The following is a 15591-nucleotide window of genomic DNA, read 5'->3' as shown; positions in this document are numbered from 1 at the left end:
CATTTCAGCGGTCAGGGTACTTTATGTATTCTGACCGCTGATGTATAGAAAGGAGGCAGGCATATGAGCAGAGAGTTCAATATTGATTATGTTTTTAGCTTTATCCCGAAAATGCTGTCCTATTTGCACATCACCTTGTTTATTGTGGCAAGCTCGCTTGTGTTGGGACTGATCATTGGTCTGTTGGTTGCGCTGCCTCGCATGTATAACATTCCATTTCTCAAACGTGTTTCTCAGGTGTATGTTTCTTTTTTCCGTGGAACCCCTATTCTAATTCAATTGTTTCTGGTGTATTACGGCCTGCCAGAGCTACTAAAGCTGGTGGATATCAATTCCTCCAGGTGGGATGTGCTGTGGTTTGCTGTAGCGACCTATGCGCTCAACAGTGGAGCCTTTATTTCTGAAATTATCAGGTCTGGTGTAGGAGCTGTAGATCGGGGACAAATCGAGGCTGCACAGTCAGTCGGCATGTCAGGCTATCAGACTTTTACACGTATCATCTTGCCACAAGCGCTGGCTGTGGTGGTTCCCATATTTTCCAATCTGGTCATTGGTAATTTGAAGGATACTTCGCTGGCGTTTACCATCGGTGCGATGGAGATGACAGGAAAATCGCAAACATTAGGCTCGGCTACCCAGCATTTTGTTGAAACGTATATCGCGTTGTCTCTTATCTATCTGGTGATCAGTCTGATTGTACAAAAATTATTCAAGGTGCTGGAAAATACGCTTCTCCGGCATGAGCATAGAGATTCAGTACAGAAAGAGCCCGCAAAACGAAAAGGTTTTGTGGTGCGTTACCTGAGAAGTCCTCGTCTGAGTAAAGGAGGTAAAGGCATATGAGTCTGGACTTTGGATTTGTATACACCGCCTTTTTGGGATTGTTCTCGGCGTTGCCCAACACTTTAATCATTACAGTGGTTTCCGTGCTGGCAGGGTTGGTCATCGGGATTATAACGGCGTTGGCACGTATTTATAACGTTCCTGTGTTGTCGCAAATCTCTCACGCTTACGTTACTTTTATCCGAGGTACACCGATGCTGATGCATCTGCTGCTTATTTATTTCAGTTTGCCCTTGTTGATTGATGCAGGAGCGAAGCATTTCGGTTGGTCACTGCAATCCAAAGACGTTCCTTATATGGTATTTGCACTCATTTCGTTCTCCATTACCAGTGGCGCCTATATGTCTGAGGTCGTCCGTTCCGGAATCCAGTCGGTCAACAAGGGCCAAATTGAGGCGGCTTATGCGGTTGGTATGACGACATGGCAAGTATTGAGACGCATCGTATTTCCACAGGCGTTTGTGGTGAGTTTGCCGAACCTGACGAATTCGGTTATTGGGATGCTGCATGGCTCTACCTTGGCCTTCACGGTTTCGGTCACGGAAATCCAGGCACAGGCTGAAATTCTGGCATCCACCAACTGGAAATATTTAGAGGTGTATATTGCGGCAGCACTGCTATTTTGGGGCTTGACGGTATTGATTGAGCGAATATCCGGTTTGGTAGAGAAAAAAATCAATGTGTTTAATGGAGGTCGAGCATCATGATCCGTCTACAAAATATTATAAAGTCGTTCGGCAAGCATGAAGTGCTCAAGGGCATTGATTTGACCGTGAACAAAGGCGAGGTTGTCGTTATTTTAGGACCAAGTGGTTCAGGAAAAACGACCTTGCTACGCTGCATTAATTATCTGGAAAAGCCGAATGACGGAGAAGTCAGCATTGGCGATTTTACCGTGAACTGCAAGCGACCTGCGAAGAAGGATGTCTTGGCCTTGCGTAAAAAGACGGCTATGGTGTTCCAGCAATATCATTTGTTCAAGCATAAAACTGCGCTGGAAAATGTCATGGAGGGACTCATTGTTGTCCGCAAGGTTAAGCAGGAGGAAGCCAAAAAAATCAGTATTGAAGTGCTGGAAAAGGTTGGCCTCGGCGAAAAACTGAATCATTATCCGAGCCAGCTATCCGGCGGGCAGCAGCAGCGTGTCGGCATCGCACGCGCTTTAGCGCTGAACCCGGAGGTAATTTTGTTCGATGAGCCGACTTCGGCGTTAGATCCTGAACTGGTAGGTGAGGTGCTGTCGGTGATCCGCAAAATCGCAAAGGAAGGCATAACAATGATTGTTGTGACACATGAGATGGGCTTTGCGCGTGATGTTTCTAATCATGTGGTTTTTATGGATGGTGGTCATATTATCGAGGAAGGCACACCGGACGCTATTTTTAATCACCCCAAAGAGGAACGTACCCAGCAATTTCTGAAGCGAATTACACCAGAATATAACTATTCCATTTAGACGGGAGAGGCAGAAAATGAGCATAAAAATCGGAGTATTGGATCAAAGCCCTATACACGAGGGTGAAACGGCGGCACAGGCCCTTCGCAACACAATTAAGCTGGCGCAGCGTGTAGAAGAGCTGGGATTCACACGCTTTTGGGTATCAGAGCATCATGATTCCGAGCAGGTTGCAGGCTCATCACCAGAGGTGCTTATTTCCCATCTATTAGCACGTACCGAGCGTATTACCATCGGGTCTGGCGGGGTAATGCTTCAGCATTACAGTCCATATAAAGTGGCTGAGAACTTTAATGTGCTAGCCTCTCTTGCACCGGGACGTGTAGATTTGGGTATCGGACGTGCGCCAGGTGGGTTGCCGAAATCTACACAGGCGTTACAACGCAACGTGCATGATGCGCCTTCTCTTGAAGAGAAAATTGATGAAGTAAGCCGCTATATTCATAATATCCCGCCTGAAGAAGGACCGCTCGCCGGATTACAGGCGAATCCGATTCCAGAAACACCAGCAGATATTTATGTTTTGGGCACTAGCACAGACAGTGCTGGCATTGCCGCGCGTTTGGGGTTGCCCTATGTTTTCTCGCAATTTATTAATAGTAGTGAACAGGTTGCACTGGATTCATTCCGTACGTATCGGGAGTCTTTCGATTACAGTTATGGACGTGAGCCGAAGGCTCTTTTTGCACTATCGGTTATTGTGGCGGATACTTCCAAGGAAGCAGCGGAGTTGGCCGGTGAGCAGAAGCTATACAAGATTCACCTGGCCAGTGGCAAAACGGCTACGGTGGGCGCGCTGGAAAGTGCAGAGGAATTTGGTAAGCAATCGGGTGAAGAATATACAATTGAAGTTACAGAAGCACAAATTAACAAAGGAAATAAAGACGAAATCTATGCTGCGCTGACGGATATACAAGCGAAGTATCAGGCTGATGAACTGATCGTGACGACAGGCATACGGGATATCGAAAAGCGTGTGCGCTCATTCGAGTTGTTGCATGAGGCTTTTGCCGGATTGCCTGTGCAGTTCTAGATACTATTGACATAAGAAAGTTATAGCCAATAATGGATTCACAAAGGAGGAATAGGGATGAGTGGATCAACCGGGACAAAGGAGCAGGTTTTGGAGCAGAAGCTGGTGGAAATTCGCCGTCATCTGCACCGTTATCCCGAGCTGTCTAACGAGGAGGTTGAAACTACTGCCTATATTCGCCGCCTGCTCGAAGAACAGAATATAATGATTCTGGATGTGCCGCTGCGTACCGGATTGGTAGCGGAAATCGGCGGACAGCAGGAAGGTCCAACGGTTGCGCTTCGTGCAGACATTGATGCACTGCCCATCCAGGAGGAGACGGGATTGCCCTATGCTTCGCTACATCCTGGCAAGATGCATGCCTGTGGGCATGATTTTCATACGGCATCCCTGTTAGGTGCAGCCGCATTGCTGAAGCAGCGGGAGCAAAAGCTGAAAGGGACGGTTCGACTGGTGTTCCAGCCAGCCGAGGAGAAAGCCAAAGGCGCTGCCCAAGTGCTGGAAAGCGGTGCGCTGGCAGGGGTACAGGCCATCTTCGGCCTGCATAACAAACCAGACCTGCCCGTAGGCACGGTCGGTATCAAAGAAGGACCGCTAATGGCAGCGGCAGACGGATTTTACATTGAGGTGGAGGGCTTGAGCACACATGCGGCAGTTCCGCATGCAGGGATTGACCCCATTGTGGTATCGTCGCATATCATTACGGCACTGCAATCGATTGTGAGCAGGAGCGTTAACCCGCTCGATAGCGCGGTCATCAGTGTCACGAAGCTGCACAGTGGCAATGCCTGGAACATCATTCCGGACCGCGCTCATTTGGACGGAACCATTCGCACCTTTGACGAGAACGTCCGAGCTCAGGTGGCTGAACGCTTCGAGCAGGTCGTCAAGGGCGTAGCCGATGCTTTTGGCACGAAAGCGACCATTCGCTGGATTGAGGGCCCTCCACCTGTACTGAACGACGGTAAGTTGGCTGTTATCGCGGTGCAGGCGGCCGAAGCGGTTGGTCTGGAGGTCGTTCGCCCTATACCTTCCTCGGCAAGCGAGGACTTTGGATTTTATCAGAAGAACGTCCCAGGTGTGTTTGTCTTTATCGGCACTGCGGGAAGCCAGGAATGGCATCATCCTGCCTTTGATCTGGACGAACGCGCGCTGCCGGGAACAGCGAAGTTGCTAGCTTCACTGGCTGAATCGGCGTTGAAATCCATAGAGTAGGAATACAACGCTACTCTATGGATGCTGATCCCCTCTCTATGAAGAGGGGATCTTTTTGTTTGACGGTATATTATTCCAATGATAATATAAAATTGTTATTTAATTCAAAATTGAGAGTGGGTGTAGGTGAGAGATAAACGTTTGTTATTTTGAATGTGCTCGTAAAAATAACAGGTACGGAGGTTGAAAAATGCCGAAGAAAAAAGGAATGATCATGGCTTCTTTTTCATTGGTAATGGCTGCTTCTTTACTGGTTGGCGGAGCTAATGTCGGTTCAGCAGCCTCAGATTATGAAAGCACCTCGAATATAGAAATAACGAGTAATAGCTTGGCTGCCGCTGAAATACCTGCTAAATTTAAGCCTTCGGTAGAATGGGTTTGGAAGAATAGGATAGTCAAAGAAGGCTCGACCAACCGTAAAAATTTGATTTTTGATCAAATTTATGCGGGAAAAGGAACGATAAATTATGTAGTACGCTGGCAATCCTCTAAAAATATCACTCTTCAGCAGCGTAAAGATATGGCTTCCATGCTAAGTCGCCAAATAAATAACTGGAATAAGCAGCTAAAAGGATATGACGGCTGGCCGTATAATTATATTACTGTAAAAATAGTAGGCTGGGCCGTTGCCAATCCGTCGCAGATTCTTAACAAACAATCGAATGAAATCGTTTACACGGATACGATTACCGATGACTTAAGTAAAACAGACCCCAATATTCCGGCAAAACTTCCGGTTGCTCCTAATGCACTGTCGAGATTTGAACATTTTATGGACCCTAACTATACGTATCCGGGGGGACTGGACAAGCGATTTGATATGTACTTATGGGGAACGTCTAATTTTCAGGGTGGAGCCGGTGGTGACTGGGGACAACGTATGCCTGATGATTATATCCTGAGCACCTTGAATTCGGATGAAGTTCAGATCACAGAGCATGAGATGGGGCATGGATTCGGCTTGCCTGATTTCTATGAAGAGCACGAGCGTCCACCTGGAGGGTTCCCTGTGCCTACGATTATGTGGGCCGGAAATTCTCCTAAAATTACAGAGTGGGATACCTGGATGTTGCGTTATACCTGGAGCCAGGTCAAGAAGGACACCTCTCGTTTTCCCACCCGTTAAAAGAAAATGTATGTATTCAAAGGTTGTCTCCTGCGATTTTTGGTGGGAGACAACCTTTTTTATTTTATAGATAAACAGTTTGACTCGGATGGGACTGACTTTGGCTTTGCATCAGTATTGTGCCTTCATTTTCGTATGAATGAATCACTAAGAATGAACGGATGTACGATAGTATGTATAATGGACATCAGATATGAAAGAAAAGAGGACAGAAAGCGATGAGTCACGACGTGAATGCTCCTTATGATGTACATGTAGCATATGGACCAGTGTTTGAACTGCTCAGCAGCTTACACACTTTTATTTGTCGTAAAGCGTATAAGAAGACAGATTTAATAGCATCCAGATGGGCGGACCAAGTGCGTGGAACGCTGTCTCCGAGGCTGTCCGCGTTACTGGAGTCCATGGAAATCAATGCAGACTGGAAAATTATTTATGGACTTGTATGTATGCTTTCTGATCAGGGGGGCGTTGAAGAGGTCGTGGATCGTTTGGAAAGCCAGTCTTTACAGGAACTAAAGCAACAGGCATCAGCCTATGGGATTCCGCTGTCTGACGACATGGAGAACCTCCGTAAACTTGCTTTGCAACTGCTATCCGGCTGGAACGAGGAGTATTTTCGTCACGTGGATACAAGTATCCTTAGCGGCCTGGAACTCGAAGCTGAATGCAGAAAACGGGAGGAGAACGCATATAGTTCTATGGAGCGGGTGGATCGTATAACTAATGGCTTCCGATTCGAGCCTTCCGCTGGACTGACGCAGGTGTTGCTGGTACCGCAATATCATTTTCAGCCGATGAATATTATTTATCGATTTGGGTCACTTTTGTTATGTCATTATTCCGCAGGAGTATATGTTCAGGAGGATGATTTTTTATCACCACAGGAATACCGAATGATTCGAAGTTTAGGGGAGAAGAGCAGGCTCAAGATTTTAAAATATTTGTACCAAAGCCAGTCCCCGCGAACCTTCATTGAGATTGTCCGTCATCTCAAGCTATCCAAGGGAATCACGCATGATCATATATTTAAGCTCCGTGCCGCTGGCTTTATTCATGCACATTTTGATGGCGAAACATTGCTTGGCTACAGTGCACGGCTTACGGCTGTGGATGAGATGCATGGGAGTATCCTTGGTTATATGGAGCGAAGGTAGGTCGCAATATTAATCATTGACAAAATTATTTATTTGTGCTATAATTTACAATTAATTATATTGATATTATAATAAGGTTCTCCTGGCCAGGGGAATCTTATTTTTGTTTTTATGGGAGGATCAATGTATGAAGCCAAATGAGTCTAGTTTAACTTCCTTAATATCAGCTTTTGGCCGAGCATATCATAGTCAACATGACACACCCAAAATTTTTGATGATTTTATGGCTAAAGATTTAATTTCCCAAAATGAGTTTTCAGATATCAGAGAGAATATGATTAAAGGAATAGCGTTTTTCAATAAAGATATTGCGCAAAGGTTCCAAGATGATCCGGATGAAATTTTAAAATGGATTACACAAGTTCAACTTTCTCCAACGACCTTAGCACGTGCTGCATATTGTGAAAAAGTATTACTTAATGAAGTTAGGTTAGGATTACAGCAGTATGTCATACTAGGGGCCGGGTTAGATACGTTTTGTTTCCGACATCCAGAATTGAAAAATAGCTTAGAAATATTTGAAATGGATCATCCAGCAACACAGGAATCTAAAAAGAAAAGGTTAGCTCATGCAAATTTAAAAATACCGAGCAATCTTCATCTGGTTTCTATGGACTTTGCCCATCCATTTTCGTATTCCAATCTATTGGATGAAGGGTTTGCTAATAAAAAAACATTCTTTAGCCTTCTGGGTGTTTCTTATTATTTAACTAAGGAGGAAATTTCAAGATTAATAAATCATTTGTTTACCAAGGTCCCATCGGGGAGTTCGATCGTTTTTGACTATGCAGATGAAAACCTTTTTAAAGAGAAAGGCATGTCTAATCGAGTTGAAAATATGGTAAAAATGGCTTCAGTAAGTGGAGAACCCATGAAATCATGCTTTGCTTATGATGAAATTGAGGGAATGTTAGAAGCTTCAGATTTACTAATTTATGAACATCTATCCCCGGATACAATAAATAGCCTTTTCTTTGGTGAGAGGGCAGATTATTTGTCCGCATTCGAAACGATTCATTATATCCATGCTATAAAAAAATAATATAACAATAAATAAGAGACAGCCTCTCAATCTACTATTAGGGATTGAGAGGTTTTATTTATATTTGTACAAGAATTCGGATAGATATTGATGAGCAGAGTTTTATATAAAAAAATGCAGTTCTCCCTTTACAGAACCCTAATAAATTCCTATAATGAGGTTTATCTTCTTAATCACAACTTGTTCTATCGGAATTTAATCATTTAACTCGGGGGGATTATGTTGAAAAAGGGTATTATTTTACTTAGCAGTCTACTTCTGGCGAGCTCTACCTTGCTGGCAGCTTGCTCTAACGGTGGATCGGAAAGCAACAACAATACTACTGCCCAAAATAATGGGGACACACAGACAACTGCTACAGCGCAGCCATTAACAAGTCTGGTAAAGGCTTCTGATATGTCCAAATTGCCGGAAGTGTCCAAAAAAAGAAACGACTCCATTATTGTAGGCCTGACTGACCCGGCCGGAGTATTCACGCCGTATTTTAACCAAAGCGGCTATGACGGCAACGTCATTTCGCAGTTATGGACTCCGCTGGTTACGGTAGATGAGAAGGGACTTCCACTGCCCAATCTGGCGAAGAGCTGGGATATTTCCAAGGATAATTTAACATATACGTTTCATCTGGTTCCCAATACCCAATTCAGCGATGGCTCACCTTTGACAGCAGAGGATGTCGCTTTTACCTGGACGTTAATCTATGACAAAGCCTATCCGGGCGATAGCCAAATCCGAAAGCTGAACATTAAAGGCGGCAAAGCCTATACGGAAGGCAAGGCACAACAAATTGATGGAATTAAGGTAATAGATCCACAGACTATTTCTGTGACATTGGAAAAGCCAAACGCGCTGGCTCTGACTATTCTCGGTGAATATGTATTGTCCAAAGCTTACTACGGCAAGGATTATAAGTTCGGACAGCTGGATTATTTTAAAAATTTGCATGGTAGCCCACTGGGGAATGGGGCATATAAGTTGGAAAAATTCATTCCAGGGCAAGAAGTTCGTCTAGAGGCAAACGATCACTTTTTTAAAGGCAAACCGAAAACGAAACACTTCATATATAAAACAGCGGAAGGCGATGCTTGGCAATTCATCGAAACAGGGGATACCGATTTTGCTTCCTTTACCGCAACGCAAGAAAATATCGACAAGCTGAAAGGACTCGGCTTTTTGAATATTTTGCCTTATACACCGAGCACCTATGGATATTTGCAAGTCAATCTGGAAAATGAAAAGCTGAAGGATAAAAAGGTTCGTCAAGCGTTGACCTATGGATTGGATCGCAAAAGCATTTATGTTGACGCAGCACAGGGAGCAGGGGCGGTCGCCAACATTCCTGCTTCTCCTATATTCTGGTCATACACGACCGATGGAATCAATCCATACAACTATGACCCGGAGCAAGCGAAAAAGCTGCTGGATGAAGCGGGCTGGGTAGAAGGCAGTGATGGCATTCGTGAGAAAAACGGCCAGAAGCTGACCATTCACTTGCTGACCTCCAAACGTCCAGAAACAGACACCTTTATCGCGCTTGCGGCTGAAAACTATAAAGCGATTGGCGTTGACTTGCAACCGGAAATCTTTGCAGACTTTAATGCAATGGTCGCCAAAGTGGAAGGTAAAGATTATGATCTCGCCGCCTTCTCGACAGCCATGCTGACAGACCCATCTGATGGAATCGAGCCGTTCGTCAATGGTGAAATCAAGGGATATAACAATCCGAAGCTCAAAGAGCTCTATGAAAAAGGTTTGGCTACGACGAATATGGAAGAGCGTAAGAAAATATATAAGGAATTATATGTACTGCTAAATGATGAACTACCCGTTATTTTCACCAACTACAAGAAGACTGTATATGCTTACAATGGTCGAATGGAACATGTAAAGGTCAGCCCATTCATTGGTTTGTCTGGTAATCTGTTCGAGTGGTCCCTTAAATAAGCCACCTTTGCGGGCCCCTTGTGAAGAACTTCCGGTTCGGATCAAGGGGTCTGCCAAATGGAGGACGCGTAATGAGTAGCCCGACCATGAATTGAAAGGAGTCTGTCATGAGCTCGTTTTTAACGAAAAGACTGACGTATATGATTATTATTTTGTTGGCCGCTTCGATGATGATTTTTTTTCTGTATGCCATGACACCGGGAGATTTCATTAGCGGTAATCTGAAGCTGTCGCCGGAGAGAAAAGCGGAGCTGAGGGAAATTTACGGGTTGAATAAGCCTATTCTTGAGCGCTACGGAAACTGGCTAGGCAATGCGCTGCATGGTAATTTCGGCTATTCGCTCGCTCAACAGAAACCGGTGCTAACCTTATTTAATGAATATATCTGGAATTCATTCTTGTTGGCCATTGTATCCACCTTCCTGACCTGGCTGATTGCAGTCATTATTGGTGTGGTTGCTGCTTACAAGCAGTATTCTTGGTTCGATACACTAGTCATGGTGGTGATTTTTGCCGCGATGTCTGTACCCTCTTTTTTTATCGGACTGTATCTAATCAAAATTGCGGCGGTCGATCTGAAATGGCTGCCACCGGGCGGGATGCTCAATACGGGCAGTAACGCTACAGGCATGGAGTATGTGAAGGAGGTTCTCCAGCATATGACCTTGCCGGTGATCGTGATGACACTGCTGGGCTTGGGGTCGCTGACCCGTTACTTCCGCAGCAATATGATCGACGTGATCCAGCAGGATTATATCCGTACAGCTCGTGCAAAGGGCTTAAAGGAAAGAAAGGTGCTTTTTACACACGCATTGAGAAATGCACTATTGCCTGCCATTACGCTCGTTGGCTTTGAATTGCCTGCGCTGTTTGGCGGATCTCTGATTATCGAAAAGATTTTTAACTGGCCCGGGATCGGTCAGCTGTACATGCAGTCTTTTTCGCTTCGGGATTATCCGCTGCTGATGGGCTTTACGATGCTGATTGCCATATTGAGCGTGATCGGGACGCTGTTATCCGATATTTTGTATCGCATTGCTGACCCGCGTGTGAAAGTGTAAGAAGGAGGCTATGGAATGTCATCCGTGAGCAGTAATTTGAGCAAGAGCAACCGCAGACTGCGATTAAATGCCAAATCTTCAATGTGGCAGCAAGCGCTCCGGCAGCTGTTCAGAAACAAGCTTGCTATGGCTGGACTGCTCGTCGTGGTATTTATGTTTTTGCTCTGTTTTATCGGTCCGTTATTTTCTCCTTATTCCGATAACAAAACGAACATATTAATAATGAACAAGGCGCCGAATATCCATCACTGGCTAGGAACAGACAAGCTGGGACGGGATGTGCTGACACGTGTGATGCAGGCAGGTCAAATTTCTCTTACTGTGGGTTTGGCTTCTATGGTGTTGTCTGTCTTTTTAGGAGCAACGCTGGGGGTTATATCCGCCTATTTTCGCGGAATTGCGGATCAAATCATTATGCGCATTGCCGATTTGCTGCTGACTATACCCAGTTTGCCATTGCTATTTATTATGGGTGCGCTGTTATCTGACTGGAAGGTTCCGCCTGATCAACGGATGTATATCGTCATGTTGATGCTGAGTCTGGTCAACTGGCCGGGGATTGCACGGATGGTGAGAGGTCAGATGCTTAGTTTGCGAGAACGTGAATTTATGCAGGCAGCGACGGTACTAGGACTATCGAATCGCCGAAAGCTTTTTAAGCATCTGCTGCCGAATATTTTGCCATTGTTGATCGTTATCGCTACATTGAACATTGGCGGAGCCATCCTGAGTGAATCTGTACTCAGCTTCTTTGGTCTTGGCGTGTTGCCCACGACACCGACTTGGGGCAATATGATTGATGCCGCCAACAATGTACTGGATTTTCAGCAACGACCTTGGTTGTGGATACCACCAGGCCTGTCTATTTTTGCAACAGTCATCGCTATTAATATTTTTGGTGACGGGCTGCGGGATGTACTCGACCCGAAACATAAGAGGTAGGTGATCATGCACCATGGACAATTTACTTTCCATTGAACATTTAAGCACTCATTTTTATACAGAAGAAGGAACGGTCAAAGCGGTGGATGATATCAGCTTTCGCGTGAAGCCGGGGGAGACGGTATGCATTGTCGGTGAATCGGGCTGCGGCAAAAGTATTACCGCCATGTCGATCATGGGCCTGATTCAGAGTCCCGGTGGTAAAGTGGCAGGTGGAAGTATCCGTTTTGAGGAAACCGATCTGCTAGAGCTTAGTAGAAATGAGATGCGCACGATTCGCGGACATGAAATCTCCATGATTTTTCAGGAGCCGATGTCTTCATTAAATCCGGTGATGACCATTGGTGAACAACTGTCTGAGCCACTGATTGAGCACTTAAAGATGGGCCGAAAGCAAGCTCGCAAGCGGGCGCTAGAGCTGATTGAACAGGTCGGCATATCCCGACCGGAGCAGATTTTAAAAAGCTATCCCCATGAACTGAGTGGAGGGATGCTGCAGCGAATTATGATTGCCATTGCTGTTTCTTGCGGACCCAAGCTGCTTATTGCGGATGAGCCGACCACGGCACTGGATGTAACAATTCAGGCACAGATTCTCGACATGCTGCGTGAATTTAAAGCCCAATCCAATATGTCGCTCATGCTAATCACCCATGATTTGGGTGTTGTTGCGGAGATGGCCGATTACGTCATTGTGATGTATGCGGGCAAGATCGTCGAGGAAGGCGAAGTGGTGCAGCTATTCAATCACCCCAAGCATCCCTATACACAGGGGTTGCTCAAGTCCAAACCGGTGCTTAATCAGCGCCAAAAGGAGCTGTATTCCATCCCCGGACAGGTACCTAATCCACTGGAGCTGACGACTTCCTGTTATTTTCATGACCGCTGCGGGCATTGCATGGACATTTGTCGTGTAAAGGAGCCTACATTAAAAGAAGTTTCAGCTCAGCAGAAAGCATCCTGCTGGTTGTATGAGGAGGCGGTTGTTTATGGCTGAGACGTTGTTGGAAATAGACCGTTTAAAAACATACTTCCCGGTGAAGTCCGGTTTTATGAATCGTACTACAGGGCACGTGCGGGCAGTAGACGATATAAGCTTTACGATCCGTCAGGGTGAAACCTTCGGTCTGGTGGGGGAATCGGGGAGCGGTAAAAGCACGGTGGGCCGCACGATTGTCAGATTGACGGATAAAACAGATGGTACCGTAAAATACAAAGGGGTGGATCTCCACAGCTTGTCGGCCAAAGGGATGCAGGAACTTCGTCCTAAAATTCAGCTGATCTTTCAAGACCCGTACAGCTCGCTGAATCCGCGTATACGGATCGGAGATGCCATTGGTGAGGCGCTGCTCGACCACGGTATAGCTACCAAAGAGGAGGTCCGGCAGATCGTGCTGGACGTACTTAAGCTGTGTGGATTGTCGGAATATCATATCGACCGTTTCCCGCATGAATTTTCGGGAGGTCAGCGTCAACGGATTGGCATTGCCCGCGCGCTGGCGCTTCAACCGGATCTGATCATCGCTGATGAGCCGGTGTCAGCGCTGGATGTGTCCATACAGGCGCAGATTATTAACCTTTTTGCCAAATTGCAGGCCGAGCGGGGTCTGACATATTTGTTCATCTCCCACGATTTGAGCGTAGTTGAACATTTATGTTCTCGTATTGGCGTGATGTACCTAGGCTCTATGGTCGAAACAGCTTCGCGTGACGAGTTATTCGGCAATCCGCTGCATCCGTATACGAAGGCGTTGCTGTCGGCTGTGCCTATACCAGTGCCGAAGCTAAAAAGAGAACGTATTTTGCTCAAAGGGGATATTCCAAGTCCGGTGAATCCGCCTTCGGGCTGCAAGTTTCATACGCGCTGCCCCTTTGCAATCGACCGCTGTTCTCAAGAGATTCCATTCTATCGTGAAGCTCGCCCAGATCACTGGGTGGCTTGCCATTTGGCTGAATGAACGAAGTTAACTCAGCAAGTTTTGTGCCGTTGTCACGGCAGACCGTTCACCGCAATGAAACGGTTCTGCTAGAGCAACGGCTTTTTGCTGTATAGTGTTTTGAAATGTTTGAGTTGACAATCTACTTGAAGCAGAGGTATATTAAACGTTAATCGTAATTATTACTATTAAAATGCAAAAGCATGTCCATATTTGTGCCCTTCCGTCCCGCGATCGCGATGGGGAACCTTTATGATTGGCATATATAACAAGGAGGAGCTTTAGATGGCCAAGAAGTCGAAAATCGTAAAAGAGAAGAAACGTCAGGAAATTGTAGCGAAATATGCGGATTTGAGACGTGAATTAAAAGCAAAAGGGGACTATGAAGCTTTGCAAAAGCTTCCTCGGGACTCATCCCCAACCCGCTTGAAAAACCGTTGCGAGCTGACAGGCAGACCGAGAGGATACCTGCGCAAATTCAAGCTGTCCCGAATTGCGTTCCGCGAGCTGGCCCATAAAGGCCAAATTCCAGGTATTACGAAATCTAGCTGGTAATTTAGAAACCGATTAATTGTTTGTATGTTTATCTGATAGCAGGTTGTAACGAGAATGCTTCATGCCAGTAGGGTGGCGTGGAGCATTCTTTTTCGAAGGAATATATTATCATTTGTATTGATTCTCCTCAGTTGGTTAGGTAGAATATGGACGGGTTAAAAATAATACATAACAAGCGATTACATAATGTGGATATGTCAGATTATGTATACCTCAGGAGGAGCTACAAGATGGAAGTGAAACAGAGAGAGGACTCCTTTTGGAGTATGGTCAAAAAAGGAAATAAATCTTCAGGCTCGGCAGCGTTGGGTAATACCGGCATTGCCCTGATTAAGGGGATTGCTTTTGCCTTGACAGGCAGTGGCTCTATGTTTGCTACGATGATGCATTCCATTGCGGATGCAGTGAACCAAATGTTTGTATTTGCGGGCAGTGTATTGGCAGAGAAAAAACCTACGAAACGGTTTCCTACTGGCTTTGGACGGGTAATTAATCTTTTTTGTATGGTTGCTGTTATTGTCGTAACGATTATGGCCTACGAAACTGCATTGGAAGGAATTCATTTGCTACAGCATCCGGCTGAATCTGCACAAGGATTTTGGATTAATGTAGTGGTGCTGGTTTTGTCATTGGCGGTTGACGGATTTGTATGGAGCAAAGCGATGAAAGAAGTGCTGCATGAATCCAGAGTGGAAGCGAAGGGGCTAAGTATTTTTACTTCTGCCTTTCGTCATGTGGGACGTGCTGCGCCACCAACCCGTTTGGTATTCTATGAGGATTTGGTTGCAACGACAGGTGGGGTACTCGCCCTGCTAGCTGTAGTGGTCACATCGCTGACAGATTTTAAGTTGCTGGACGGAATTTCGAGTATTCTCATCGGCTGTCTGATGGTCGGTGTAGCGTTCCGGGTCGGTTATGACAACATGGTGGGCTTGATTGGTGTATCAGCACCTCCCGATATCGAAGAACGTGTGGCTTCCATTATCCTGGCAGATACACATGTGACTGATATTTCTCAAATGCGTATTTTGCAGGAGGGACGTTACTATCACGTCGAAGGGGTGATCGAGCTTACTTCGGGCATGACGCTGGCTGATGCTGATGATATCAAATTTAGAGTCGAGGATGCTCTGCTGCGTGATCCTAATATTTCAGATGCCGCATTGGGGATTCTAGAGGATGACGGGATTAGAAACTGGAAACAAGAAAAGCCTAAAGCTTAGAAAAATGGACCAAAGCGAATCTGGACGGAGCTTAAGAACGTAAATAAGAACCTTCAT

15 protein-coding genes are annotated in these 15591 nt (G+C 45.7%); all 15 read left to right on the top strand.

The features are described from left to right. Window positions 1-63: 63 nt before the first annotated feature. The 15 genes from ACXHJ1_RS21110 to ACXHJ1_RS21040 all read left to right on the top strand — a co-directional run bounded on the left by ACXHJ1_RS21110 (window position 64) and on the right by ACXHJ1_RS21040 (window position 15534). Entirely contained in the window at window positions 64-843 is a 780-nt protein-coding gene (locus ACXHJ1_RS21110; protein ID WP_457905182.1) for an amino acid ABC transporter permease, read from the top strand. Then, on the top strand, window positions 840-1550 hold the full coding sequence (locus ACXHJ1_RS21105) for an amino acid ABC transporter permease (RefSeq protein ID WP_016821111.1): 711 nt from the start codon (window positions 840-842) through the stop codon (window positions 1548-1550). Before ACXHJ1_RS21110 ends, ACXHJ1_RS21105 begins: the two co-directional genes overlap by 4 nt. Continuing rightward, a complete protein-coding gene (locus ACXHJ1_RS21100) occupies window positions 1547-2299 on the top strand; it encodes an amino acid ABC transporter ATP-binding protein (protein ID WP_457905181.1) in 753 nt (250 codons plus the stop codon). Before ACXHJ1_RS21105 ends, ACXHJ1_RS21100 begins: the two co-directional genes overlap by 4 nt. 16 nt (window positions 2300-2315) lie before the next feature. Further along, window positions 2316-3332 (top strand): LLM class flavin-dependent oxidoreductase, encoded by a 1017-nt coding sequence (locus tag ACXHJ1_RS21095; RefSeq protein WP_019687083.1) that lies wholly within the window; start codon window positions 2316-2318, stop codon window positions 3330-3332. 57 nt (window positions 3333-3389) lie between these two features. Next, window positions 3390-4547 (top strand): amidohydrolase, encoded by a 1158-nt coding sequence (locus tag ACXHJ1_RS21090; RefSeq protein ID WP_457905180.1) that lies wholly within the window; start codon window positions 3390-3392, stop codon window positions 4545-4547. Between the two features lie 190 nt (window positions 4548-4737). Beyond that, entirely contained in the window at window positions 4738-5673 is a 936-nt protein-coding gene (locus ACXHJ1_RS21085) for a hypothetical protein (RefSeq protein WP_019687085.1), read from the top strand. A gap of 218 nt (window positions 5674-5891) precedes the next feature. Then, a complete protein-coding gene (locus ACXHJ1_RS21080; RefSeq protein WP_016821116.1) occupies window positions 5892-6830 on the top strand; it encodes an ArsR family transcriptional regulator in 939 nt (312 codons plus the stop codon). Between the two features lie 127 nt (window positions 6831-6957). Then, on the top strand, window positions 6958-7872 hold the full coding sequence (locus ACXHJ1_RS21075; protein ID WP_017428376.1) for a class I SAM-dependent methyltransferase: 915 nt from the start codon (window positions 6958-6960) through the stop codon (window positions 7870-7872). A gap of 219 nt (window positions 7873-8091) precedes the next feature. Then, window positions 8092-9816, top strand: coding sequence for an ABC transporter substrate-binding protein (locus tag ACXHJ1_RS21070; RefSeq protein ID WP_457905179.1), 1725 nt, complete (start codon window positions 8092-8094; stop codon window positions 9814-9816). 107 nt (window positions 9817-9923) lie between these two features. Next, window positions 9924-10877, top strand: coding sequence for an ABC transporter permease (locus ACXHJ1_RS21065; RefSeq protein WP_090886983.1), 954 nt, complete (start codon window positions 9924-9926; stop codon window positions 10875-10877). Window positions 10878-10892: 15 nt separating this feature from the next. Beyond that, entirely contained in the window at window positions 10893-11819 is a 927-nt protein-coding gene (opp4C, locus tag ACXHJ1_RS21060; protein WP_107734166.1) for an oligopeptide ABC transporter permease, read from the top strand. A 13-nt stretch (window positions 11820-11832) separates the two neighbouring features. Beyond that, entirely contained in the window at window positions 11833-12816 is a 984-nt protein-coding gene (locus tag ACXHJ1_RS21055; protein ID WP_019687089.1) for an ABC transporter ATP-binding protein, read from the top strand. Further along, on the top strand, window positions 12809-13777 hold the full coding sequence (locus ACXHJ1_RS21050) for an ABC transporter ATP-binding protein (RefSeq protein ID WP_457905178.1): 969 nt from the start codon (window positions 12809-12811) through the stop codon (window positions 13775-13777). Before ACXHJ1_RS21055 ends, ACXHJ1_RS21050 begins: the two co-directional genes overlap by 8 nt. Window positions 13778-14041: 264 nt before the next feature. Next, window positions 14042-14311 carry a 30S ribosomal protein S14 gene (gene rpsN / locus ACXHJ1_RS21045; RefSeq protein ID WP_017428381.1) on the top strand — a complete coding sequence of 90 codons (270 nt, stop codon included), beginning with the start codon at window positions 14042-14044 and terminating at the stop codon, window positions 14309-14311. Window positions 14312-14541: 230 nt separating this feature from the next. Beyond that, on the top strand, window positions 14542-15534 hold the full coding sequence (locus ACXHJ1_RS21040; protein WP_016821124.1) for a cation diffusion facilitator family transporter: 993 nt from the start codon (window positions 14542-14544) through the stop codon (window positions 15532-15534). The last annotated feature ends 57 nt before the right edge of the window (window positions 15535-15591 follow it).

Source organism: Paenibacillus sp. ALE2, assembly GCF_054113385.1.
This window is presented reverse-complemented; position numbering and strand designations above follow the sequence as displayed.

What these genes read in the sequence shown, in the direction of transcription:
- ACXHJ1_RS21110 (WP_457905182.1), top strand. Translation starts at nt 64, where the DNA reads ATGAGCAGAGAGTTCAATATTGATTATGTTTTTAGCTTTATCCCGAAA.
- ACXHJ1_RS21105 (WP_016821111.1), top strand. Translation starts at nt 840, where the DNA reads ATGAGTCTGGACTTTGGATTTGTATACACCGCCTTTTTGGGATTGTTC.
- ACXHJ1_RS21100 (WP_457905181.1), top strand. Translation starts at nt 1,547, where the DNA reads ATGATCCGTCTACAAAATATTATAAAGTCGTTCGGCAAGCATGAAGTG.
- ACXHJ1_RS21095 (WP_019687083.1), top strand. Translation starts at nt 2,316, where the DNA reads ATGAGCATAAAAATCGGAGTATTGGATCAAAGCCCTATACACGAGGGT.
- ACXHJ1_RS21090 (WP_457905180.1), top strand. Translation starts at nt 3,390, where the DNA reads ATGAGTGGATCAACCGGGACAAAGGAGCAGGTTTTGGAGCAGAAGCTG.
- ACXHJ1_RS21085 (WP_019687085.1), top strand. Translation starts at nt 4,738, where the DNA reads ATGCCGAAGAAAAAAGGAATGATCATGGCTTCTTTTTCATTGGTAATG.
- ACXHJ1_RS21080 (WP_016821116.1), top strand. Translation starts at nt 5,892, where the DNA reads ATGAGTCACGACGTGAATGCTCCTTATGATGTACATGTAGCATATGGA.
- ACXHJ1_RS21075 (WP_017428376.1), top strand. Translation starts at nt 6,958, where the DNA reads ATGAAGCCAAATGAGTCTAGTTTAACTTCCTTAATATCAGCTTTTGGC.
- ACXHJ1_RS21070 (WP_457905179.1), top strand. Translation starts at nt 8,092, where the DNA reads ATGTTGAAAAAGGGTATTATTTTACTTAGCAGTCTACTTCTGGCGAGC.
- ACXHJ1_RS21065 (WP_090886983.1), top strand. Translation starts at nt 9,924, where the DNA reads ATGAGCTCGTTTTTAACGAAAAGACTGACGTATATGATTATTATTTTG.
- opp4C (WP_107734166.1), top strand. Translation starts at nt 10,893, where the DNA reads ATGTCATCCGTGAGCAGTAATTTGAGCAAGAGCAACCGCAGACTGCGA.
- ACXHJ1_RS21055 (WP_019687089.1), top strand. Translation starts at nt 11,833, where the DNA reads ATGGACAATTTACTTTCCATTGAACATTTAAGCACTCATTTTTATACA.
- ACXHJ1_RS21050 (WP_457905178.1), top strand. Translation starts at nt 12,809, where the DNA reads ATGGCTGAGACGTTGTTGGAAATAGACCGTTTAAAAACATACTTCCCG.
- rpsN (WP_017428381.1), top strand. Translation starts at nt 14,042, where the DNA reads ATGGCCAAGAAGTCGAAAATCGTAAAAGAGAAGAAACGTCAGGAAATT.
- ACXHJ1_RS21040 (WP_016821124.1), top strand. Translation starts at nt 14,542, where the DNA reads ATGGAAGTGAAACAGAGAGAGGACTCCTTTTGGAGTATGGTCAAAAAA.